At 44.7% G+C, this 21,360-nt stretch carries 19 protein-coding genes and 2 pseudogenes; 11 read left to right on the forward strand and 10 right to left on the reverse strand.

The annotated features are described in order from the left end of the window. Positions 1-56: 56 nt before the first annotated feature. Positions 57-683, forward strand: coding sequence for a Uma2 family endonuclease (locus GLO7428_RS02850; protein WP_015187049.1), 627 nt, complete (start codon positions 57-59; stop codon positions 681-683). A 347-nt stretch (positions 684-1,030) separates the two neighbouring features. After that, positions 1,031-2,017 (forward strand): AraC family transcriptional regulator, encoded by a 987-nt coding sequence (locus GLO7428_RS02855; RefSeq protein WP_015187050.1) that lies wholly within the window; start codon positions 1,031-1,033, stop codon positions 2,015-2,017. A 142-nt stretch (positions 2,018-2,159) separates the two neighbouring features. On the opposite strand, the pseudogene GLO7428_RS02860 reads toward GLO7428_RS02855, so the two are convergent. Next, positions 2,160-2,735, reverse strand: a pseudogene (locus GLO7428_RS02860) (Uma2 family endonuclease). Between the two features lie 207 nt (positions 2,736-2,942). On the opposite strand from GLO7428_RS02860, the gene GLO7428_RS02865 reads away from it, so the two are divergent. The 4 genes and pseudogenes from GLO7428_RS02865 (at position 2,943) to GLO7428_RS02885 (ending at position 8,297) form a co-directional block, all read left to right on the forward strand. After that, a complete protein-coding gene (locus tag GLO7428_RS02865; protein ID WP_196797446.1) occupies positions 2,943-5,501 on the forward strand; it encodes a TonB-dependent receptor in 2,559 nt (852 codons plus the stop codon). Between the two features lie 3 nt (positions 5,502-5,504). Then, on the forward strand, positions 5,505-6,542 hold the full coding sequence (locus tag GLO7428_RS02870) for an ABC transporter substrate-binding protein (RefSeq protein WP_015187053.1): 1,038 nt from the start codon (positions 5,505-5,507) through the stop codon (positions 6,540-6,542). A 5-nt stretch (positions 6,543-6,547) separates the two neighbouring features. Continuing rightward, on the forward strand, positions 6,548-6,916 hold the full coding sequence (locus GLO7428_RS02875) for a DUF1636 domain-containing protein (RefSeq protein WP_015187054.1): 369 nt from the start codon (positions 6,548-6,550) through the stop codon (positions 6,914-6,916). 802 nt (positions 6,917-7,718) lie between these two features. Then, positions 7,719-8,297, forward strand: a pseudogene (locus GLO7428_RS02885) (Uma2 family endonuclease). 261 nt (positions 8,298-8,558) lie between these two features. On the opposite strand, the gene GLO7428_RS02895 reads toward GLO7428_RS02885, so the two are convergent. Continuing rightward, positions 8,559-8,654, reverse strand: a complete 96-nt coding sequence (locus GLO7428_RS02895; protein ID WP_015187056.1) for a cytochrome b6-f complex subunit PetL — start codon at positions 8,652-8,654, stop codon at positions 8,559-8,561. A gap of 100 nt (positions 8,655-8,754) precedes the next feature. On the opposite strand from GLO7428_RS02895, the gene aroB reads away from it, so the two are divergent. Further along, positions 8,755-9,843, forward strand: coding sequence for a 3-dehydroquinate synthase (aroB, locus tag GLO7428_RS02900; RefSeq protein WP_015187057.1), 1,089 nt, complete (start codon positions 8,755-8,757; stop codon positions 9,841-9,843). Between the two features lie 77 nt (positions 9,844-9,920). Here the strand turns inward: aroB and GLO7428_RS02905 are convergent, their stop codons facing one another. The 5 genes from GLO7428_RS02905 to GLO7428_RS02925 all read right to left on the reverse strand — a co-directional run bounded on the left by GLO7428_RS02905 (position 9,921) and on the right by GLO7428_RS02925 (position 15,527). Continuing rightward, positions 9,921-10,835, reverse strand: coding sequence for a glycosyltransferase (locus GLO7428_RS02905; protein WP_015187058.1), 915 nt, complete (start codon positions 10,833-10,835; stop codon positions 9,921-9,923). Positions 10,836-10,906: 71 nt separating this feature from the next. Then, positions 10,907-11,776 (reverse strand): ABC transporter permease, encoded by an 870-nt coding sequence (locus GLO7428_RS02910; RefSeq protein ID WP_231295541.1) that lies wholly within the window; start codon positions 11,774-11,776, stop codon positions 10,907-10,909. A gap of 110 nt (positions 11,777-11,886) precedes the next feature. Then, complete coding sequence (locus tag GLO7428_RS02915; RefSeq protein ID WP_015187060.1) at positions 11,887-12,948, reverse strand: glycosyltransferase family 2 protein; 1,062 nt, start codon at positions 12,946-12,948, stop codon at positions 11,887-11,889. Between the two features lie 110 nt (positions 12,949-13,058). After that, positions 13,059-14,372 carry a glycosyltransferase gene (locus GLO7428_RS02920; RefSeq protein WP_015187061.1) on the reverse strand — a complete coding sequence of 438 codons (1,314 nt, stop codon included), beginning with the start codon at positions 14,370-14,372 and terminating at the stop codon, positions 13,059-13,061. A gap of 297 nt (positions 14,373-14,669) precedes the next feature. Continuing rightward, positions 14,670-15,527 (reverse strand): M23 family metallopeptidase, encoded by an 858-nt coding sequence (locus GLO7428_RS02925; protein WP_015187062.1) that lies wholly within the window; start codon positions 15,525-15,527, stop codon positions 14,670-14,672. 176 nt (positions 15,528-15,703) lie between these two features. On the opposite strand from GLO7428_RS02925, the gene GLO7428_RS02930 reads away from it, so the two are divergent. After that, complete coding sequence (locus GLO7428_RS02930; protein ID WP_015187063.1) at positions 15,704-16,909, forward strand: HhoA/HhoB/HtrA family serine endopeptidase; 1,206 nt, start codon at positions 15,704-15,706, stop codon at positions 16,907-16,909. 25 nt (positions 16,910-16,934) lie between these two features. Here the strand turns inward: GLO7428_RS02930 and GLO7428_RS02935 are convergent, their stop codons facing one another. From GLO7428_RS02935 to GLO7428_RS02945, 3 genes are all read right to left on the reverse strand, one after another. Next, positions 16,935-17,282: a DUF760 domain-containing protein gene (locus GLO7428_RS02935; protein ID WP_015187064.1), complete on the reverse strand. Its 348-nt coding sequence runs from the start codon at positions 17,280-17,282 to the stop codon at positions 16,935-16,937. Positions 17,283-17,556: 274 nt separating this feature from the next. Further along, positions 17,557-18,084 (reverse strand): SMC-Scp complex subunit ScpB, encoded by a 528-nt coding sequence (gene scpB, locus GLO7428_RS02940; protein ID WP_015187065.1) that lies wholly within the window; start codon positions 18,082-18,084, stop codon positions 17,557-17,559. Between the two features lie 120 nt (positions 18,085-18,204). Then, positions 18,205-19,305, reverse strand: a complete 1,101-nt coding sequence (locus GLO7428_RS02945; protein ID WP_015187066.1) for a peptidylprolyl isomerase — start codon at positions 19,303-19,305, stop codon at positions 18,205-18,207. A 316-nt stretch (positions 19,306-19,621) separates the two neighbouring features. Here GLO7428_RS02945 and efp point away from each other — a divergent pair, with 316 nt between their 5' ends. From efp to GLO7428_RS02960, 3 genes are all read left to right on the forward strand, one after another. Next, positions 19,622-20,179 (forward strand): elongation factor P, encoded by a 558-nt coding sequence (efp, locus tag GLO7428_RS02950; protein ID WP_015187067.1) that lies wholly within the window; start codon positions 19,622-19,624, stop codon positions 20,177-20,179. Between the two features lie 63 nt (positions 20,180-20,242). Then, entirely contained in the window at positions 20,243-20,785 is a 543-nt protein-coding gene (gene accB, locus GLO7428_RS02955; RefSeq protein ID WP_015187068.1) for an acetyl-CoA carboxylase biotin carboxyl carrier protein, read from the forward strand. A gap of 66 nt (positions 20,786-20,851) precedes the next feature. Then, positions 20,852-21,202, forward strand: coding sequence for a helix-turn-helix transcriptional regulator (locus GLO7428_RS02960; RefSeq protein ID WP_015187069.1), 351 nt, complete (start codon positions 20,852-20,854; stop codon positions 21,200-21,202). The last annotated feature ends 158 nt before the right edge of the window (positions 21,203-21,360 follow it).

The following is a 21,360-nucleotide window of genomic DNA, read 5'->3' on the forward strand; positions in this document are numbered from 1 at the left end:
CAAACCAACCTTACCACCCGTTTTGGTGTAGCTGGAGTATATAAAAGCAGGCAAATATGCATACTGTAATTACACCGGAAAGAATCGAGTTGCCACCTGGCACAGTCGTAAGGATGTTGGGATCATGGCAAGACTATCAAGTCCTAAGTCAGCAACTTGGAAATCGTGGTTCGCCTCGCATTAAATATCGCCCTGGAGAAATTTTGCTAATGGCACCGCTACCAGCGCACGGAAGGGATGCGAGCTTGCTGGGATTGATCGTAACAGCTTTACTTGACCACTTAAACCGCACATACGACTCATTTACGCCCATCACCATCAGCTTGCCTCAAGTTAGCGGCATTGAGCCTGACTTTTGCTTTTATATTGAAAATTGGAGATCTGTAGTAGGTAAAAACCGTATCGACTGGCTCAATGATCCTCCACCAGATTTAGTACTTGAGGTGGATGTTACTAGTTATACCAGTATTGATGACTATCTTCCTTACAGAGTGCCAGAGGTTTGGCTGTTAAAGAATAAGCAGCTATTAGTTTATAGATTGCTCGCTGAAAATTACGTAATTACAGAAAGTAGCTATTTTCCTAACGTTAAAGACATTGTGCAGCAGTGCCTCCAAATTGCCAACGAGCAAACAACCAGTGAGGCGATTAGGTGGTTAAGAAGCTTTTTGCGTGAAAGTTAACCTGCTTTACATTATGATCGCAGTATCGGGAGAATCAGTGTAGGTCAGATCGTTCCCCTTCAGTCACAATTTTTTCCAGGGTTACAACTATAGCGGTTAGCAATTTCTTCTGTTAGCGATTAGCTTCTTTCAAAGCTTGAGTATGCAATACATCCACGAAATTTACTTGTCCTAACTTGAATGCGTCTTGCTATAACAGTCAATGAAATTCTGGCACTTGGATGAGAATACAGCACAGTAAATCAGCGATATCTGCTTTTTAGCGATCGCTGCGATTAAGATTATTGACATGATTTCTCAAAAGCTTCAGAATAAGAGCTTACCGCTATTAATCCAAGACGGGAATCATGGCGATCGCACCCTATCGGCATCCAATTACTCTTTCGCAAGCTGATTATTGGGCATTAGTCGCCGAAAACGAACAACCTGCGTCTACTTCGGATGAGCTTGACGTTACTTGGCAATATCCCACGCAGCTAGGACACGGTTTTGTGCGAGAGATTGACTTGCGCGAAGGATTAGTTTTGGAAATCGCTAATTACCAGGTTCATAGCGATATTATCACCTATTCTGCTGACCGTAAGCATCCCCTAGAATATAGATTTGATATTCCAACTCCCAATCGCCATCTATCAGAGACAATTTATCACTTCTACGGCAGCGGTATTGCCAGAGGAGAGCGTGGAAAACAGGATGCAAATCAACGCGATCAGTGGGTTAGCGTTCATATGGAACCAAATGTCTTTCGCTCGTTTGCAAGACATCTCGATGAAGAAATTCCTGCCGCACTTCAGCACTTGATTCGCCGCGATCAAGAATACTACGTCCGTCTGGGACAAGCAACGCCAGGAATGCACGCTGCTTTACAGCAGATTTTGCACTGCCCTTATCAGGGATTTACCAAGCGGATGTTTCTCGAAAGCAAAGTCTTAGAACTGATGACGTTGATCCTAGAGCAAGAAATCGAAGTTCAAGAAGGAAAGCAGCCTCTAGTTGGCTTAAAGCCCGATGATATTGATCGGCTATATTGGGCAAAAGAGGTTTTGCAACAAAATTTGGATCAGCCGCTGTCTTTGATGCAACTTGCCCGCCAGGTAGGACTGAATGAATGCACATTGAAGCAGGGCTTTCGTCAACTATTTGGTATGACTGTCTTTGGCTATTTGCGCCAGTGCCGGATGAAGCAAGCCAGGTTACTGTTGCTGGAGGGACGCATGAACGTGCGGGAGGCAGCGCTGGCAGTTGGATATACAAGCCAGAGTCGTTTTGCATCAGTCTTTCGCAAGACATTTGGCATGAATCCGAAGCAATTTTCCAACCAGCGATCGCACTAATAGGACTACTTACGCAAAAATTCTATAAAGCTCTTGTTTCTTTGTGTCCTAAGAAAGCGGGAAGGCTTCGCCAATGTGGTTCGTTTCTTTGTAAGTCATTTTGCATTACTACAATGTGGACAGGCAAAATGCTCATCGTACACTACAAAATTCCATCGAGTTGCAAAACAGACCCAGGCAACACCGTCTCGCCGGATAGCTTTTTTGGCGAGTTCAACACTTCAACGGGTTGACCAACTCGATAAATTTGAACTTGTTGGTCATACGGGTTAAGCAACCAGCCTAATTGCATCCCATTTTCCAAATATTCTTGGATTTTGGCTCGCAGCATGTGGAGATCGTCACTCGCAGAACGCAACTCAATCGCAAAATCTGGACACAGCGGTAAAAATCGGTTGGGATCGGGGCGTAATGCCTCTAAACGCTCGCGTTTGACCCACGCTGCATCGGGCGATTAAATAGCTTTATTAGGCAAGATAAAGCCCGTCGAGGAATCAAACCCTATGCCTGTACCATCTGCATCAGCCCAGTTACCTAGACGTTGAGCAAGTCTAAAGTTGCGGTTTCCAGTCTCCCATCCCGTTGGCGGCATAACGATCAATTTTCCTTCGGTGGTGCGCTCTAGCCTTAAATCTCGATTGACCTGACAGAGCCGATAAAACTGCTCATCGCTCAGGTGAATATCTGCTGTCTTCATCTCCAGAACGAGGGGAATCATTAGCCCAACCTCTTGCACGATGTGACCCAATTTTAACTTGCAACAGGATGTACAGTAATTCCGTTTCGGGCGCAAAATATTCCGGCTTGGGCGCAATCTGCTCTGTCATAACGTCTCTATTCCCGCTATTCTTTTTGATACAAATTCTCATTGAAGTTACGTAGTCTTTGCAGTTTTTCTGGCTTTAACTTGATGGTGTGGGGAGTGATGGCGAACCAATTATGGCGATTAGCGTTGGTGATGAGTAGTGTCTTGATGCTGGCGACGACGGCTCAAGCCGAGGTAGTTGCTGAAGAGACGGAAGAGGTAAGACGCAAAGACAGCTTGGCTCCATTACTCCTATCTGACTTTGAACAACCTACAACGGCGATCGCTGAGTGGATGGCTCAGATCGAACAGCCTGCGATTCAGGTGACGGGCGTGCAGATTAACGTCACAGCGGCAGGGCTGAATATCGCGTTAGAAACCAATGAACCGTTGGCAACTCCTTCTACGTCGGTTGTGGGAAATGTCTTAATTGCGGATGTTCCCAATGCGGTGTTGGCATTACCAGAGGGTGAGGAGTTTCAGGCAGCCAATCCAGCAGAAGGGATTGCCCTGGTCTCGGTGGCACCGAGGGGAGACGGCATTCGGGTAGCAATTACCGGGACTGAGGCACCGCCTGTAGCGGAGGTGAGGACAGAAGCGCAGGGGGTAGTGCTGGCGGTGACACTGGGTGAACCTGGAGAGATTGCAGAGGAAGATGCGATTCAAGTTGTTGTGACAGGGGAGCAAGAAGACGGATATGCGGTTCCGGATGCGTCAACCGCAACTCGAACAGATACCCCACTTAGAGACATTCCTCAATCAATTCAGGTGGTGCCGCGACAAGTTATAGAAGACCAAGCTGTTACCGAGCTACAAGACGCGGTTCGGAATGTCAGTGGAGTGGTTGAAGGAAACACCTTTGGAAGTACTCAGGAAAATTTTATCATTCGAGGGTTTCAGCAGGGATTTCAACTCGGTAGTACTTTGCGGGATGGATTTCGAGCCAATGGGAGCTTCAGTGGTGTGCGAGATCTTGCCAATATTGAACGGATAGAAGTTCTTAAGGGTCCAGCTTCTGCGATTTTTGGTGGTGCAATCGAACCAGGTGGGCTGATTAATATCATCACTAAACAGCCACTAGAAGAGCCATTTTACTCAGCCGAGCTACAAGCGGGAAGTTTTGGGTTTGTTCGCTCCACCGTTGACTTGTCGGGTCCGTTGAACGCAGACCGAACCTTGCTTTATCGATTAAATCTGGCATATGAGCGAGGTGATGGGTTTCGTGACTTTGATCAGGGGATTGAGCGTATTTTTGTCGCTCCAGTGGTTTTATGGCGAATTGGCGATCGCACTGATTTAACCCTGGAGTTGGAGTATCTCAACGATGAGCGCCCCTTTGATCGAGGGCTGATTGCTGACGGTGACGATGTTGTGGATATTCCGTTTGAGCGCATTTTAGGTGAACCAGACGATATTGCCAGGAATGAAGAACTCTCTATCGGCTATCGGCTGGAGCATCGATTTAGCGAGAACTGGAGAATCCGGAATGCATTGAGGTTTACGGATGCTTATCTACCAAATCAAAGAGCTCAACCACAGAGGTTTGATGAAAGCACAGGTATATTAACCAGAGCCTGGTCAGACCAGGAATATTTCGTCAATGGATATGCCCTACAAACCAATGTTATCGGTGAATTTTCTACTGGTTCAATTGAGCATACGCTGCTGTTTGGGGTCGATCTAGAACGGCAGGCATACGATTCTGAAGGATTTGGCACAGATGCCCCTAGCATCAACGTTTTTGATCCAGTCTATGGCGTTGCGGCTCGTCCCGAACAAGATGAATTTCCAACGGAAGCCGGAATCTTCAATCAACAAATCGATTTGCTGGGAATCTATCTCCAAGATCAAGTTACGCTCCTTGATAACTTGAAGTTACTACTGGGTGGTCGATTCGATATTGTAGATCAACGAACTGAACTGGGAGGCCGCTTTGGAGAGGGAGAATCTCAGCAGCAATATGAGGCATTTACGCCACGAATCGGTATTGTTTATCAACCCATTGAGCCATTGTCTCTCTATGCCAGCTTTAGCCAGTCGTTTGCACCGAATTCTGGCAGAACGGTTGATAACTCTATTCTTGAACCCGTGCGAGGGACACAATATGAAATTGGCATGAGGGGTGAGTGGTTGGATGGTAGACTCGTTACCAATTTAGCGGCTTACCACTTAACTCGGAGCAATATAGCTGCTACCGATCCAGAGAACCCAGACTTTAGTATTGCAATTGGAGAGCAACGAAGCCAGGGAGTAGAATTTGATGTGATTGGAGAAATTCTTCCTGGTTGGAACGCGATCGCTTCCTATGCCTACACAGATGCTGAGATCACCAGAGACAACAGCCCTCTTGAGGGCAATCGGCTGTTTGGCGTACCAGAAAATGCAGCGAGTCTATGGAGCACTTACGAGATTCAGTCTGGCGATTTGCAGGGATTAGGCTTTGGGCTAGGACTATTCTTTATCGGTGAACGTCAGGGAGATGCTGATAACTCGTTTCAAGTCCCCAGTTATGTTCGCACGGATGCCAGCCTTTTTTATCGAAGAGATAATTGGCGAGCAGCAATCAATGTTAAAAATTTGTTTGATGTGGATTACATTGAGTCTGTTCCCAATTTTAGAACAGCGATTAACCCTGGTTCACCGCTTACGGTGCTAGCAACAGTATCAGTGGAGTTTTAGTGTGTGAAGGATAAACTGCGTCAAGTATGGAAAGGTTGTAGTCATCCTCTAAGCTTTGATTGGAGAAGGTTCCCTCTCGGTTTGTTTATCCTCACAGCGTTCACCGTTTGCTTCATCTCGGCTTGTATTCATCAATCATCTAATCCCCCGTCTTCAAATTTGCCAATCATTTCATCAGACTGCCGAATAGTTGAACATAAGCTAGGGCAGACTTGTGTTCCCTATCATCCGCAACGGGTTGTCAGTCTTAGTGATGCATCTAATACGGTAGCGTTAGGGATCGAACCGATTGCAGGAGTTTTTTCTGGCGGATCTGAATCTCTGCTTGGAGAACGCCTCACAGGTATCGAGCAACTACCAGGAGTGGAACCCAGCCTAGAAACCATTGTTGCCCTAAAGCCTGATTTAATTCTGGCTGCTTCATACCATCAAGCAATCTACAACCAATTGACCCAGATTGCGCCGACTGTTTTGGCAAGTTGGGAAACTGGTTCAGATTGGAAGAAGGTCTTTTTCAAACAAGCTGAAGCATTGGGACGACTTGACCAGGCTCAGCAATTGATGGCTGATTACGAGGCTAGACTGGCGCAGTTTAAGTCTGAAATGAGACTTGATGAAACTCTTTCAGCAGAGAAGCGCTTAAATCAAATTAAAGTTTCAGTGGTTCGTATTTATCCAGATGCGATCGCAGTGTATTTCAAAGATTCATTCTGCGGCAGCATTTTAGAAGAAGCCGGATTGTCCCGTCCACCTGCTCAAGATAGAGAGTGGGATGGTCAGCAGCAACTTAGTAAAGAACGTATTCGCGACCTTGATGCGGATGTGATGTTTTTGTGGACGTATGGTTATAACCCGGAAATTGCTCAGCAGGTAAATACCACCCTAGAAAAGCTGAAAGCTGATCCACTCTGGTCGCAATTGAAGGTTGTTCAACACGACAAGGTCTATGAAGTGCCGAGTTACTGGATTGGCGATAGTATTCTGGCTGCCAATGCCGTGTTAGATGACCTGTTCAGATATTTAGTAGTAAAAGAGGAGTAATCTCCGTGTCAAAACATATCTTATTTGTCTGTAAATCCTGTAATTCCGTTCACTCTGATGGTATCGATTACGAGAAAGCGGAAGGTACTGTTCTACTCAATCAGTTGCTCAATTTGTATCAGAATTGGTCACATCAAGATGAGTTAGATATTCACCCCATAGGCTGTTTATGGACTTGCTCCCGCCCTTGTTCGGTAGCTTTCTCTGGTACTAACAAAGCCACCTACCTGTTTACCAAAGTTCCCGCAGCCGCAGCCGCAGCCCTGCTTCAGTTTAGCCAACTCTACCTTGCTAGCAAAGACGGTAACATACCGTGGAAGCAGTTTCCTGAAGTGCTGCAATCCGCAGAAGTGGCTAAGATTCCATCGGTATAAATAGAATAGGGATATTTGAGCTTGTGTCATGCGTTGAACACAACCTCAAGGATGAAAAGCATGAGGAGTACAGCAGAGATTATTTACGAACTGGTCAAAACTCTACCTGAAGATCAAGCCAATTTAGTTCTGGTCTTTGCAGAGTTTGTAAGTCAGCGAACTCAGTCCAGTGAAAGCTTAGATAGACCCTCAATTGCTACCTATTTTGCTATCCTCAAAGACTCTCCCAACTTTAGAAGATGCCGTCGCGATTTAGAGGGCGATGAGACATGAGTGGAAGTAAGTTTCTGTTAGATACCAAATCATTATTGGTTTGCTCAAAGGTCATCAAGCAGTTCTCAGCATCTTACAAAAGTACGCAGTTGAGCCGGATATTTGTGCTTACAGCACGGCACACTTGAAGGTAATACGATCGTCGAGAATGCCCAAGTCTCGATTATTGAGATTAAACCCGATTTGCCATAGTAGTCAGGACAGGTAATTCATTAAGCGGATCTGCTTTGGGCTGCCCACTTCAGAATAAATATTTGTAAAGGATTGCTAAAAGCGATCGCACCAGCATCTTACCAGTTCGGATTTTTGCCAGCTAAGTTAATGTTAAATTAGCGACCATCCAACGTATTTACCTCGCTTGGTCAGAGCCATGATTCAGCAGCTTAAACCGCGATTCCAAAGCTTCGACGAATATAAGGATTGCTAAAAGCGATCGCACCAGCATCTTACCAGTTCGGATTTTTGCCAGCTAAGTTAATGTTAAATTAGCGACCATCCAACGTATTTACCTCGCTTGGTCAGAGCCATGATTCAGCAGCTTAAACCGCGATTCCAAAGCTTCGACGAATATTTAGCCTACGACGATGGTACCGACCAACTCTACGAACTATTTAATGGAGAACTCATTGAGGTGCCGCCAGCGTCTGGAATTAATATTCAAATTGCCAATCGCCTGTTTTTAGCGTTTGCTTTACTTTTAGGAACGGATCGAGTGCGCGGACATGGGCTGGAACTGGAAGTGCGGGGCGAACCCAAAAATCGCTACCCCGACTTGACTATTATTCGAGAAGAGTAAGTATCGCTTTTAGCCCAACGCAATACGATTCGGCTGACGATGCCCCCACCCTTGTTAGTAATTGAGGTCGTGAGTCCTGGGGAACTTCAATGGCACCGCGATTATGTGGCTAAACGGATGCAATATCAAGATATAGGCATTCCAGAATATTGGATCGTCAATCCGCAAGCACAAACGTTACTAGTGCTGGCGTTGGATGGAGATACTTTTACCGAAGTTGGGGCGTTTTCTGGAGAGGAGTTGGTGCGATCGCATCAATTTACTAAGCTATCCCTAAATCCCAACGCCCTGTTCATCGCTGGATCTGAGTAATGCCTCAATATTGACTCCTCCTACTCAGTTTAGCCAACAGTCTGCGCCTGGTTCCTCAACTGCTCTACAAATGCTGCGTGGTCCACTGACTGCAACCCCACTTGCAACACTTCCAACACTCGTGCCATCTGATTGCTCAGCAGCAATCGATACGATTTACTGTAACAAATCTTCTTTTGATACAGGCTTTTGAGCGATTGCTCTAGTTCGGAGGCTCTTGCACGGCGATTGACAGACTCATCGCCGGCAAAGTGTATGTTGTTAAATCAATTTAACAGCGCGTAGACCGAATAATAAACCAACTGCTAGGGCAAAGAATCCACCAAGCATGACAATGTAAGCGACAACTCCTAACATAGTTTTTGGTTGAATTATTTATTACAAAGATTTAAAAATATTAAATCACATATAGAATAACAGTGCATCAATCTGAGTGCTGACACAACGGATTTTGACAATGCATACGATTCGGCTAAATTTACCGCAACAAGCTTATGATATTGCGATCGCACTTGGCGGAATCGCCAAGCTAGGGGAATTGATGTCGCATCTATCGCTGGGTAAAAAAGTCTTATTAGTTTCCAACCCTACTGTATTTCAGCATTATGGCGATCGCGCGATCGCATCTCTCGAAAATGCCGGATTTGATGTGAACAGTTACAACTTACCCGACGGCGAACAACACAAAACACTCGCTTCAGTAGAAAAACTCTACAATACAGCCTTAGAAAACCGCCTAGAACGCTCTTCAACGATGGTTGCTTTGGGTGGTGGCGTGATTGGTGATATGACAGGTTTTGCGGCGGCTACGTGGCTGCGTGGTATCAATTTTGTGCAAGTTCCAACAACGCTGTTGTCGATGGTTGATGCGGCGATTGGTGGGAAAACTGGCGTGAATCATCCGCAGGGTAAAAATTTAATCGGTGCATTTCATCAACCCAAGTTAGTTTTAATCGATCCGCAGGTGCTGCGAACACTTCCTGAACGCGAATTTCGTGCAGGGATGGCGGAAGTTATTAAGTATGGTGTCATTTGGGATGCCGAATTATTTGCGCAGATGGAGAAGTGCGATCGCTTAGATCAACTCCACTACTTAAGTGAAAGTTTATTGCAAGAAATTCTTGTGCGATCGTGTCAAGCCAAAGCTGATGTGGTGAGTAAAGACGAAAAAGAAGCAGGATTACGTGCAATTCTTAACTACGGACACACGATCGGTCATGCAGTTGAAAGTTTAACTAGGTATCGTGTTGTCAATCACGGTGAAGCTGTCGCGATTGGCATGGTAGCTGCTGGGCAATTAGCCGTTAATCTAGGTTTATGGCAACAAGCATCGCAAGATCGCCAGTTGGCATTAATTCAAAAAACGGGGCTACCCACAAGGTTACCAGAAGGACTCGATCTTGATGCGATCGTTGATTCATTACAAACTGACAAGAAAGTGAAAGCAGGTAAAGTGCGGTTTGTGCTACCAACTCAAATTGGTGTAGTGAAAGTAACCGATCAAGTTTCATCAGAGCAAATTCATCAAGTCTTGCACCAGATGTAACAATGCTTAGACAAAACGCGGTCAATATCAATGGTTAACTTGGTAATTAGTAAATACTATGTATGTTGACATTTCTGTCAGTTACTATCAAAGTTGGTTACTTCGTCACTGTTGTTATTGTGTTGTAACCGTTGACGAAATGGTCTTGTAACTCTCTTAACAGTATAAAGCGGCTCAATTTGCATCGCCCATAAAATGGCAGAAATTGCTGCACGTGTTTGACCCATTTGATAAGATCTTTGAGCGTGATCAACAACAAACTTAGCAAACATTTTAGGGTGAGATTGAAAGAGCGATTTGTGCTTACTCACCAAACGCTGAAAGCTTTCTTGACGCAATATAGGATCTCGTGATACGCGTTCGCTTTGGTGATTGTATAGTTGATATGTCACAATTGGCACACCGATGATTGTACAAACAGGGTTAAGCCGCAGAAAGAGTTCAGAGTGAACGCGCGAGCGAAACGACTTGTCCCAACCGCCAATCTGGCGAATAACTTCTCGTTCTACAACCAAGGTTTGCTTAGTATTATATGAATAGCCAGGTTCTAGTTCTTCCAGCGCAAAATGCGAACCACGCAAGCGAATAGGAGGTGGTAAGCGAGTACTTATGACTTCACCTTGAGTATTTACTATTTCTAATCCTGAGATGACAGCTACGGGAGTTGGCAACTGAGTTTGAGATAATGCCTCTAGCGAAATAGCTGCCATATGCGGGAGGAGTCGGTCGTCATCATCAAGGTAAGTAATCCATCGTCCTTGCGCTGCTTCTGTCCCTACGTTACGCGCACCTGCGCCTCCATGTGGCTCGTCGAGACGAATTAAGCGTAAGCGCGGATCTTCTGGGAGTTGTACCGACTCTGTAGAAGCATCATCGACAACTATCACCTCAAAATCATTCAGAGTTTGCGCCAAGGCACTTTTCACTGCAAGAGGTAGCAAATGTGGTCGATTGTGAGTCGGGATAATAATACTAAGTATAGGATTATTCATATGTGTGGTCTGTAACGATTAATTCAGCTTTCACCACATTCACATTGTGCTACAACTTTAGTGAATTGAATCTAGGAACTCATCCTCTCAACGACAAAAGGCATTGCTAGACGATAGATAATCCATGCTAGTAGTAAACCAGCGATCGCAACAAAACTTGCTACCCAAAATCCAGCAGGGTTTGACACGACTCCGTTTGTCGCTAACTCTCTAGTTGTGACAAGTAAAGGAGTTACCGGATTAAGTTGCACAAGTTTAGCGACTATTCCTTGTCGCGGCACTGGATAGACTACTGGTGTCAAAAACAGCCAAAATGTAGTAATAAAATTTAGACCTTTAGTAATATCTGTGAATAAAGCTCCCATAGGCGCAAGTAGCAAACCGAAACACGTACCGAGAATAATTAAGTGAATCAGTGCTACTGGGGCGATAATGACTGTCCAACTCACGGAAATGCGAAACCAAACAAACAACGCCACAATCAGAATCAGCTTGATTCCAAAATTAAAAAAAACCTCGCCTAGTTTAGATAAAACTAATGCTTCTCTAGGAAAATTGATCCGCACTAGCATTTGCTTTGATGTAGTCACGGCTTGAATAGGACCATTGAGCGCCTCGGTGAAAGTCTGCCACAAAGTCATGCTGAACATAACATAGGCAGGATAGGGAATATCTGTTGCTCCAATATTGACGATTTGAGCGTTATTTGCAAACGTGAATCCTATGGCTGTGACGATTGGTGGAATAAATGCCCAAAATAGCCCTAGAAATGATTGGCGGTATTGGGCGCTAATATTTCTTACCATGAGTTGCCATGCTAATTCTCGCGAAGCAAGCAAATCATGCCACATCTGTTGGAACAATTGAACAGGATACCGAAGTTGACTTTCTGGCGTGTAGATTACACTTGGCGATCGCTTGTTTGACACAGGATGCTGCAATTAATGACCTTCAAAATTTATACTCATTGGTTGTCACCTCTTTGCAGAAAATAGTTTCTGAAAGAGGTGTATGCAATTGTGCAGTTAACACTTCTACGTGCGCCAACTGCCTAACCTTGAGAAGCTGTCACCGCAGTTTCTTTCTGCATTGTTGCTATATCTGGTGTTTGCAACTTCTGCGGTTGTTTGCGGGCATAGCGATCGGTAAGATATTTGTTGAGTGCTTTGTCCACATTAACAAGGAGCGCTTCTACTTTCTTACTTGGGCGCTTCAAAACCATTTTGCTGATTTTGTGGCTGAATGGTTTGATAATCGTCGTTTTTCGCCGCCAGCCTAAACCGTTATAGCGATTTTTGAAATATTCGTCTTCGGTGAGGTTCCACTTGTCGCGCAAGCGGTGTAAACTTGCAAGTTCCCATGCATCACTCCACCGCAGCATATAAAAGGGCATATCGGTTAATTCTAGTGGAGGTCCTGGTACGTAGGTCACAAGGGAATCTGGTTCTAGGTAAACATTGCCCCCCGCTTCCATTACAGTCATGCAGAAGTCTACGTGTTCTTTGGTGTTTAACAGCGCTTCATCGAGCATTCCTACTTTTTCAAAGATCGCTGTACGAACCATCATGCAATGAAACTCAGCAAGTCCGGTTTGCTGTCTTTGCAGTTGTGGACGAACATCGGCAACTTTGCGCCCTTGCTTGTAGATTTTTTCGATAATCCGACGACGCGTGCGATCGCCTTTGGCTTCTATTTTGACTCCCGACTCTCCACCTGCACAGTGGACTTCTTCATGCACTGGTTCGCCTTGGCAGATCAGCGGACTCACGACAGTTGCATTTGTTTCTTCAGCACACTTTACGAGTTGTCGCAGCCAACCTGGGGTAACAACGACATCGTTATCGATAAAAACAACATACTCCGTATTTACCTGGGCTAACCCCAAGTTGCGGGCTTTATTAGGCGAGAGATAATATTCGGTGCGAATCAGTTGAAACTGCTTTTCTTGCGCTTGTTCTTCTAGATAACGCTTGATTTTTGCTGGCGATCCGCCATCAACGTAGACTAACTTAAAGGGTATCTGCGTGTTTTCATAGATACTCTCTAACGACGCTTGCGTGCAGCTAAAACGCTCGCGTGGTGAAACAACAATCGTAACTTGTGGTTCTGACATTGTCGAAAACTCCCTTCTCTGTATTGTAGTTTCAGATATCTGTATATTTTTGTAAAGATGAGCGCGGCGATCGTGAATGACACGAGAGTACCGCTTTCAGTTGTACCAAGCTAATAAGTCATATCTGTATTACTCGCTACATTGCTTGCTACTGCTTGAGAACTCATGCGTACAAAACCTTGCGTTAGTAATTGTTGGTAAATATCTACTAGTTCATCATTTAGTTTATGAAGATCGTAGCCTGCTTCTACTTGCGCGCGAGCCGCGCGTGTGATTGAATCCCAAATTTGCGGATTATCCAGAAGATAACTTATTTTTTGTGCGATCGCATCGGCATCGCGTTCTGGCACTAAAAACCCTGAAACATTGTCCTGAATCAACTCAGGAATTCCACCATGATACGTAGAAATTACAGGTAATCCGATCGCCATCGCTTCTTTTAATACATTCACTGGAGCATCTTGATCGCCACTTTTGGCAGTTACACTTGGAGCGATAAATATATGCGATTTTTTCAGAACCTCAATAATTTCTTCTTGATCTTTCCACCCCAGCAACTTGACTGTATCATTAACACCTAATTCTGTAATAAGTTGCTGCAACTGTTGCTTGAGCGGTCCATCACCGATAATTTTGTATTCAATATTAGGCTTTGATTTGACTAGCTTAGCGATCGCCCGAATCGCATATTCTATACCTTTTTTTTCAACAAGGCGTCCACTCGTTACAATCTGAACTGTATCACTAATATCTACCTTGGGAGGGTTAAAAATAAATCGATCGCAGTCTAGCCCTGAGCGATGTACCATGACTTTATCTTCTGGACAACCTAGCTTGAGTAGGCGCTGTCGAAAATAATCACAATTTGTTAGAAAAAAGTCACCCACCTTAAACAGTCGATTATACGCACTATCGCCATATTGCTGAATAAATTCGCTAATATCAAAACCCCGAAAGCAAACAACTAATTTACCTTGCAGCAACCCAAATTTCCGCAGCGACATTGCCTCTAGTCCGCATAAACCAAACTGGCAATGGACGATATCATATTGATTCGGTGTGTCTAATAATGGAATGACCTTGTACAAGGGTCGCAACGACAAAGCGTTTCGGCGATATTGAAAAATATTGAGCGCATTCAACCAAATACTAGGATTCTTATTTAACTTCGTTGCTAGTAGCCCAAATCCTTTGAGAACTCGCCACAAAAAATTTTTAGGTAAATTCGGAACACAGTAGTAATACGTTCTTGCTAGCAATTGATACTTTTCAACATCTGGATGTACTTTAGAAGCTTGTACTTCTGAACCTTTGAGCGCATAAATATCAACTGAATGACCGCGATCAATCAACCCAGTGATTTGATTAAGAATAAACGTTTGCGATAATTCAGGAAAGCCTAGAACAATGAAGGCTATTTTCATACTGGCTCGACCGTTTGTGTTTGTATGAGTAGCGTCGCACACGCTTACTTGCTAGCCGACATAACTTAACCGTATCCAGATTCACAGCTAGAGTTTAACAGTTTTTTTTTTAAAGTTTATGAGAAATCTTTCATTTTTTTGGCAAAAGATTAATACGTTTCTCTTGTTAACTCACTTTGAGTAAGCACAAACAATATTGTTCTTTTTATTACATTGCAATTATGAACGCGCTTACAACAATATTAATATACAGTTATATTTTTTACTAATCAACAAATTCGTTTGTTTATAACCAATTCACAAGCTCGGTTCTTCTGCAACCCAACCCAGCGAGGAGTTATAACGAACTTCAAAATGCAAATGCGGTTCGGTTGATGTAGGTTCTCCTGTTGTTCCTACCGTTCCAAGCACTTGTCCAAGTTGTACGGGTTGACCCGTATTTACACTCATTTTTTGTAAATGCGCGTAGCGAGTTTGACGTCCTCCGGCGTGATTGACAACAACAAGATTGCCATAACTTCCTTGTTCGCCCGCAAAAGCCACAGTTCCAGCAGCAACGGCTTGCACTGAAGTTCCTATAGGTGCTAACAAATCTACCCCGCTGTGAAAGACAACTTCACTTGTACTTGGGTTAATTTGCCAACCATAGCCCATCGCTACTGTTGCTTTGGTTGGTAAAGGATATCCTGTTAATAGGCTCCTTGCACTTGTAGTGGGAGTTTCTGGCGACCAATTGACACCAGGAACAAAGACAAATCGCGATACAGGTTGACAACCATTAGCTTCAAACAAAACGTCAGCGCGAACTTTGTATTTTGTAGCAATTTGCTGCCAAGATTGGTTGAGTGGAACTTCGACTCGAATTCCATTGGACGGCGGAATGATAATTTCACTACCAACGGTCAGTTGTCCGGTGCGGAGTGTGGGATTAAAACCAATGAGCGTAGCAGCAATCAGGTTGTATTTTTGGGCGATCGCCTCCAATGTTTCGCCTGGTGCTACTTTGTGACGAGTTAGCCGTGATAACGCAGGTTGAGGACAACCTCTAGTCGCCGTTGCAGCATTAGTACTCGGTGCAGAATGTGCGGGGGCGATGAGAAGTAATAAGCCTAGAGGTAGTGCCGTTAACAGTGTCGGGTAGCGTAAAGTCATCATACTGGTGCGAGGTAAACGCGCTCGTTCAGATTGTTATGAAGAGCGAACGAGATTTCTACTTTGTATCCATTATGTGTTTGCGTACTGCCAAAAGGAAAAGCAGATCTCGAAATTACTGAATTTCTTGACTAAACTTAGAAGTTAGCATCTACTTGCTATGTATAGGCGGAAGGAGTATGAGTTTATCGTTCAAAAATTTGACGGCGGCGGTAATTTTGCTAGTTATAGGAGGTGGGGCTGGGTGGTGGAGTAGTCGCTACTTCGCAGGTCATCACTCGCTAGAAGAATTAACTACAGTACCAGTCATAGTGCCACCTGTATCAGGACTTGTCATTCCTGAAGCAACAAATAGCACAAGCCGCAACGATGACCGCAACTTTATCGCCTCAGCAGTAGAAAAAGTAGGACCTGCTGTTGTTCGCATTAATGCGACACGTAAGGTTACTAATCGACTTCCAGAAGCTTTTAATAATCCCCTATTACGCAGATTCTTTGGTTCGGATCAAGAAATTCCCGAAGAACGCATCGAGCGCGGTACGGGTTCGGGTTTTATCCTCAGCCAAGATGGTCGCGTCTTAACCAACGCTCACGTTGTTGCTGAAACGGATACAGTACAAGTTACGCTCAAAGATGGTCGGAGTTTCGAGGGTAAAGTTGTCGGCGTGGATGCCGTTACGGATGTTGCCGTTGTCAAAATTAAAGCGAATAATTTACCCGCAGTCAAGTTAGGCAACTCGCGCAACTTATCTCCAGGACAGTGGGCGATCGCGATCGGTAATCCGCTAGGATTAGATAATACTGTGACTGTCGGAATTATCAGCGCAACAGACCGCTCTAGCGCTCAAGTAGGTGTTCCTGATAAACGCGTTAACTTCATTCAAACAGATGCTGCAATCAATCCTGGAAACTCAGGTGGTCCGTTGTTGAACGCTGAGGGTGAAGTGATAGGTGTCAACACGGCAATTCGCTCGGATGCACAGGGACTAGGTTTTGCAATTCCGATTGATACCGCAGCTAGAATTGCAAATAAACTGTTTACGCGAGGACGGGTAGAACATCCTTTTTTGGGTATTCAAATGCTTGACCTGACTCCTGCTACTAAACAAGAAGTGAATCAAGAAACGAATCTAAATGTACAGCAAGAGCAGGGTGTATTAATCGTGCGCGTGATCAGAAGATCTCCCTCGTATCGTGCTGGTCTACGTGAAGGCGATATCATTGAAAAGATTGATGGTAGGCAGATTCGTAAAGCCTCTGAAGTTCAAGAGCGCGTTGAATCTAGCGATGTAGGTGCGGTACTGAATCTAGAAGTGAACCGCAACGGCAAAATTGAAACTGTTCAAGTCACGCCAGAAGCTTTTCCTGTAGACGAACTTGGTTAGAAGTTTCAACTGCTGCAATTTCTAATTATTGCCCCCCAGTAGAATCACGCGGCAAAGAAACAGAATCCGCCAAATCATCAAGATGCATCCGCTGTTCCATCTGACGCAGAAAATAACCTGTCATCATTGCCGAGGCAAGCAATCCGGCTAAGTTATCGCGGTCTGTAGAAATTTTCACGTTAAAATTCTCAGAAGGAAGCATACCAACTAACCCTTGGACATTCTGAGAAATAATTTCTTTTATTTCTGGACTAACCGAGCGAGCTACGTGCGCTAAAATCTCCGGTGATTGACGTTGCAGATAGTTCAACAGTGGATTTGCTTGCGATTCTTCTTGAGAATCATCACTGAAAAAGTCAGGATCAAAGACCATGGGCAGTTCTGTTTAGCTGTGCTGATATCTAATGTAACTCATTGTAATAGATAGCACTTCTTGCCTTAGAGTGGTTATTGATACGCAGCAGTATGACATCCTGTAGAGCAGTTAATCTTTAAGCACAAGCAACTAATAATCAATCTTTGTGCATGAATTCTTCCCTTCATCAATTTTTCTTTTGCCCCCAACCATCTAATTCTAAGGGATTTAGGGGGCTGATCTCCACTTTAAGAAAAGAAGTTAGAAGGAGAACCGGTGCAACACAAATCGTCTAATTGGCTTGATCTTCTGGCAAAGGTAATTCTTGCACGTCATCAGCAGTTAGTAGATGTGGCAGTTGTTCAAGCTGAAAGTATTGGTAAAACTTATCAGTGACATCGAGTAAAAAAGAGCGACCGTCTACAGGGCGGCGTTTGCGCACAAAACCTAGCTCTACAAGTTCCTGAACGTGTTGATATGCTCCTGAACCACGCACGTTGACGAGTTCTGTTTGGGTAATTGGATTACGCAGGGCGATCGCCGCTAAAGTGCGCAAAGCTCCTACGCCAAGTTCGACCGGAATCAGCGTTTGCACGAGTTCTTGAAAACTTGACCGCAGTTGTAAGCTGTATGTACCTGAGACAGTTTCGACGACTTCTAAGGCGCTATCACGGTGCGCATAGTCATCGATCAGTTCCATCAGTCCTTCTTCTACAGTAGAGCGATCGCAGCCTGCATACTCAGCTAATTGCGCGATTGAGAGTGGTTGACCCTTAAGATATAAAATTGCTTCAATCTTATTTGCTAAACGCAGTTCCATGCACGAGAGGTCAGAGGTCAGGGGCTAGAGGTTAGGGAAAGGACAAAGAGTGCGAGGTTAGTAGTTGGTGAACAAAATTCATTTGATGGTTTTCTCCTCTACTCTTTGTTTCCCTAAGTTTTATTGCGGTTGTACTAAATTTTCTGCACCGCGAACAACTTTGGCAGAAATTATTTTATCTCCTTCTTTGAGTTGTTCTAGCACTTCCTTGCCTTCAGTCAAATAGCCAAACACTGCATAGCGACCATCTAACAGATTTCGTCCTGCTGGTGTTAGTTCAGGTTCAAACAAGAAGAAGAAAAATTGCGAGGAACCACCATTATTGTCGAATTCTGGGCGTGCCATTGCAACCGCGCCATACGCTGAAAATGGCAGTACGGGTTCTTCGCGATAGCGACCTGCTTGCTCTAAAGTGATGCCATACGTAGGAACTGGATCGCCTTTGACAAGAACTTCCAAAGGAATGCTACGGTATTTTCCTGTTTTTGGGTCGATAAATCCTTGGTCTGGACCTGGTGGATCTCCGGTTTGGAGAACGTACGAATCTTCTGCACGAATAAACTCTAAACCATTATAAAAACCTCGTTGTACCAAGTCTACAAAATTACCTGCTGTGACTGGAGCGCTATAACCGTCTACAACAACTGTCAGATTACCTTTGTTCGTTTCCATTTCTACAGTGGCACGACCTTTGAGTTGTGGTAAGTGGCTGTACTCAGCAGGAACTTCGTAGGGAAACTTTTGTACCATTGACTCTTCAAGCGCACTGACTAAATTGAGAACTTTAGCCCGTCCTATCCAAAGTTGTTCCTTATCCTTTGAATCAGCTGCTTGTCGCAAATCGTTGATACCAGCTTGTAGTTCATCGATAATGGCTTCTGCTTGTGGTTTTTGCTCGTCGGGAATGCTTTTGAGCAGTTCATCGTGACGCGAGCTAATGACGCGAGAAGCTTGAGAAATATCTTTAGAAATCGCACCCCAACGCCGATTTGCCCGTAGTTGGGTAGCAATATCTTCTAAATTTGCTTGCAGATCCCGCACAGCTTGGTTATCAATTGGCAGCGAGTAGCGTAATAGTGCTTTGCCATCAGTAATTGCATTTCCTGCTGGTAACGCTGCATTGCTGGCGGGAGTCCACCCAGCAACACTTGTGCCGAAAAACATCGCGATTAGCAGCAATAGTATGGTGCTTTTTTTCCACCAGTTGTTTAAATTTGTCATGAGATAGCTCAGATGCAGCATGAATATGAACTTAGGCAAGTGGGCTACCTGGGATTTATATTTACCCTTCACCCATTGCTTGTCTGCCTGACAGTTGCAATTGACGAGGTATCAACTCATTCATAATCTTGCCACAGTGCCGTTCACTTCCAAGTTCAAAATTTAAAAAAGAACGTGGTAAGTGATATAGAAAACTATCCTTCCTCTGCCCCTCTGCCCCTCTGCCCCTCTGCCTTTTCTCTTTTGACCCCTTCTATAGCACCACACTGTAGAGGTACAATGAGATGCCGATTGTCTTGCGCAAATATATTGTTTCATGATTTCCAGTAATGATTTTCGACCTGGCGTCACGATTGTCTTAGATGGCTCCGTATGGCGAGTGGTAGAGTTTCTCCACGTCAAACCAGGAAAAGGTTCCGCGTTCGTTCGGACTAAGCTAAAAAATGTCCAAAGTGGCAGCGTTGTAGAGCGAACGTTTCGTGCTGGGGAAACCGTACCCCAAGCTAATCTAGAGAAAAGTACAATGCAGCATACCTATAAGGACGCTGAGGAATTCGTCTTTATGGATATGGAAACTTATGAAGAAAGCAGATTGAATGCTAATCAAATTGGCGATCGCGTCAAATATCTTAAAGATGGCATGGAAGTCAATGTCGTTCGCTGGGGCGATCAAGTTCTTGAAGTCGAATTACCTAACTCGGTCGTGCTAGAAATTGTCCAAACTGATCCAGGGGTGCGCGGAGATACGGCGACTGGTGGAACAAAACCCGCCGTTGTCGAAACTGGCGCAACCGTGATGGTGCCTTTATTTATTTCACAAGGCGAACGCATCCGGATCGATACGCGCAACGATACCTATCTAGGTCGAGAATAGACACGCGATCGCGCATTGCGCATCACAAATAGCCAATAGCTAATAAATGGGGTCAGACGAACTGTGCCACTTGATTTTAATGAACTCCGGCAACTTATAGCCACGATCGCTCAAACCGATATTGCGGAACTCACGCTTAAAAGTGACGAGTTTGAATTAACAGTACGTAAGGCTGTTGGCATGGGCAATGCATCGCTACCTGGTTCAGCGCTAGCGGGAAGCATGGTAGGTTTAGAATCGATTTCGTCGGCTACATCGACCACTGTACCCGCACCAGCCAATCGGTCAGATGTTGGGCGTGGAACCGACGCGGCGACAAGCGGCGGTGCTGGGCAAGCTTCTACACCGCCACCAAAAGACCAGAAATTACTTGAGGTGATTTCTCCGATGGTAGGAACATTTTATCGCGCTCCTGCCCCTGGCGAGCCTTCGTTTGTGGATGTGGGCGATCGTGTCAGAAGCGGTCAAACGGTTTGTATTATTGAGGCGATGAAGCTGATGAACGAAATCGAAGCTGAAGTTTCTGGACGAGTGGTGGAAATTCTCGTGCAAAACGGCGAACCTGTTGAATACGGTCAACCTTTGATGCGTCTAAGCCCAGATTGACCGTGTACGCTAGTGCTAATCGAGTGATTATTGCTAAAATTTAGCAGTTCCCTTAGGTTAAATTTAATGAAGTCAGCGAAGCCTGTGCCGCCAGAAGTTGTGCAACAAGTAGCTGATTACTTCAGTCTTCTTGGCGAACCGATGCGGCTGCGTCTATTGCATTTGCTCAGCGATGGTGAAAAATGCGTGCAAGAATTGGTAGAGGCAACGCAAACCAGTCAAGCAAATGTTTCTAAACATTTAAAAATTATGTGGCAAGCGGGAATTCTCAGTCGCCGCAGTTGCGGAACCTCGGCGTATTACCGTGTAGAGGATGATACAATTTTTGAATTATGTAACGTAGTATACGATCGCCTTGCCACGCGCATTCAAAAACAAGCTAATTCTTTTCAAATATTGAATAGCAATCATCAGTAGATGAATTGCGATCGCCAATATTGACTTGCCTTAAAATCGCAACCATTTTTGCAAATGGTACAAATGATTAGTAGTTAACTGTTATGTTGCGAGTGGCTCGCTGTTGATCGCCAACGACCAATACATGACAACCAACTACTAACGACCGCCAACAACGA

Source organism: Gloeocapsa sp. PCC 7428, from assembly GCF_000317555.1.
In the GTDB taxonomy this organism is placed as follows: domain Bacteria; phylum Cyanobacteriota; class Cyanobacteriia; order Cyanobacteriales; family Chroococcidiopsidaceae; genus Chroogloeocystis.

What these genes read in the sequence shown, in the direction of transcription:
- GLO7428_RS02850 (WP_015187049.1), top strand. Translation starts at nt 57, where the DNA reads ATGCATACTGTAATTACACCGGAAAGAATCGAGTTGCCACCTGGCACA.
- GLO7428_RS02855 (WP_015187050.1), top strand. Translation starts at nt 1,031, where the DNA reads ATGGCGATCGCACCCTATCGGCATCCAATTACTCTTTCGCAAGCTGAT.
- GLO7428_RS02865 (WP_196797446.1), top strand. Translation starts at nt 2,943, where the DNA reads ATGGCGAACCAATTATGGCGATTAGCGTTGGTGATGAGTAGTGTCTTG.
- GLO7428_RS02895 (WP_015187056.1), bottom strand. Translation starts at nt 8,654, where the DNA reads ATGTTAGGAGTTGTCGCTTACATTGTCATGCTTGGTGGATTCTTTGCC.
- aroB (WP_015187057.1), top strand. Translation starts at nt 8,755, where the DNA reads ATGCATACGATTCGGCTAAATTTACCGCAACAAGCTTATGATATTGCG.
- GLO7428_RS02905 (WP_015187058.1), bottom strand. Translation starts at nt 10,835, where the DNA reads ATGAATAATCCTATACTTAGTATTATTATCCCGACTCACAATCGACCA.
- GLO7428_RS02915 (WP_015187060.1), bottom strand. Translation starts at nt 12,948, where the DNA reads ATGTCAGAACCACAAGTTACGATTGTTGTTTCACCACGCGAGCGTTTT.
- GLO7428_RS02920 (WP_015187061.1), bottom strand. Translation starts at nt 14,372, where the DNA reads ATGAAAATAGCCTTCATTGTTCTAGGCTTTCCTGAATTATCGCAAACG.
- GLO7428_RS02925 (WP_015187062.1), bottom strand. Translation starts at nt 15,527, where the DNA reads ATGATGACTTTACGCTACCCGACACTGTTAACGGCACTACCTCTAGGC.
- GLO7428_RS02930 (WP_015187063.1), top strand. Translation starts at nt 15,704, where the DNA reads ATGAGTTTATCGTTCAAAAATTTGACGGCGGCGGTAATTTTGCTAGTT.
- GLO7428_RS02935 (WP_015187064.1), bottom strand. Translation starts at nt 17,282, where the DNA reads ATGGTCTTTGATCCTGACTTTTTCAGTGATGATTCTCAAGAAGAATCG.
- scpB (WP_015187065.1), bottom strand. Translation starts at nt 18,084, where the DNA reads ATGGAACTGCGTTTAGCAAATAAGATTGAAGCAATTTTATATCTTAAG.
- GLO7428_RS02945 (WP_015187066.1), bottom strand. Translation starts at nt 19,305, where the DNA reads ATGACAAATTTAAACAACTGGTGGAAAAAAAGCACCATACTATTGCTG.
- efp (WP_015187067.1), top strand. Translation starts at nt 19,622, where the DNA reads ATGATTTCCAGTAATGATTTTCGACCTGGCGTCACGATTGTCTTAGAT.
- GLO7428_RS02960 (WP_015187069.1), top strand. Translation starts at nt 20,852, where the DNA reads ATGAAGTCAGCGAAGCCTGTGCCGCCAGAAGTTGTGCAACAAGTAGCT.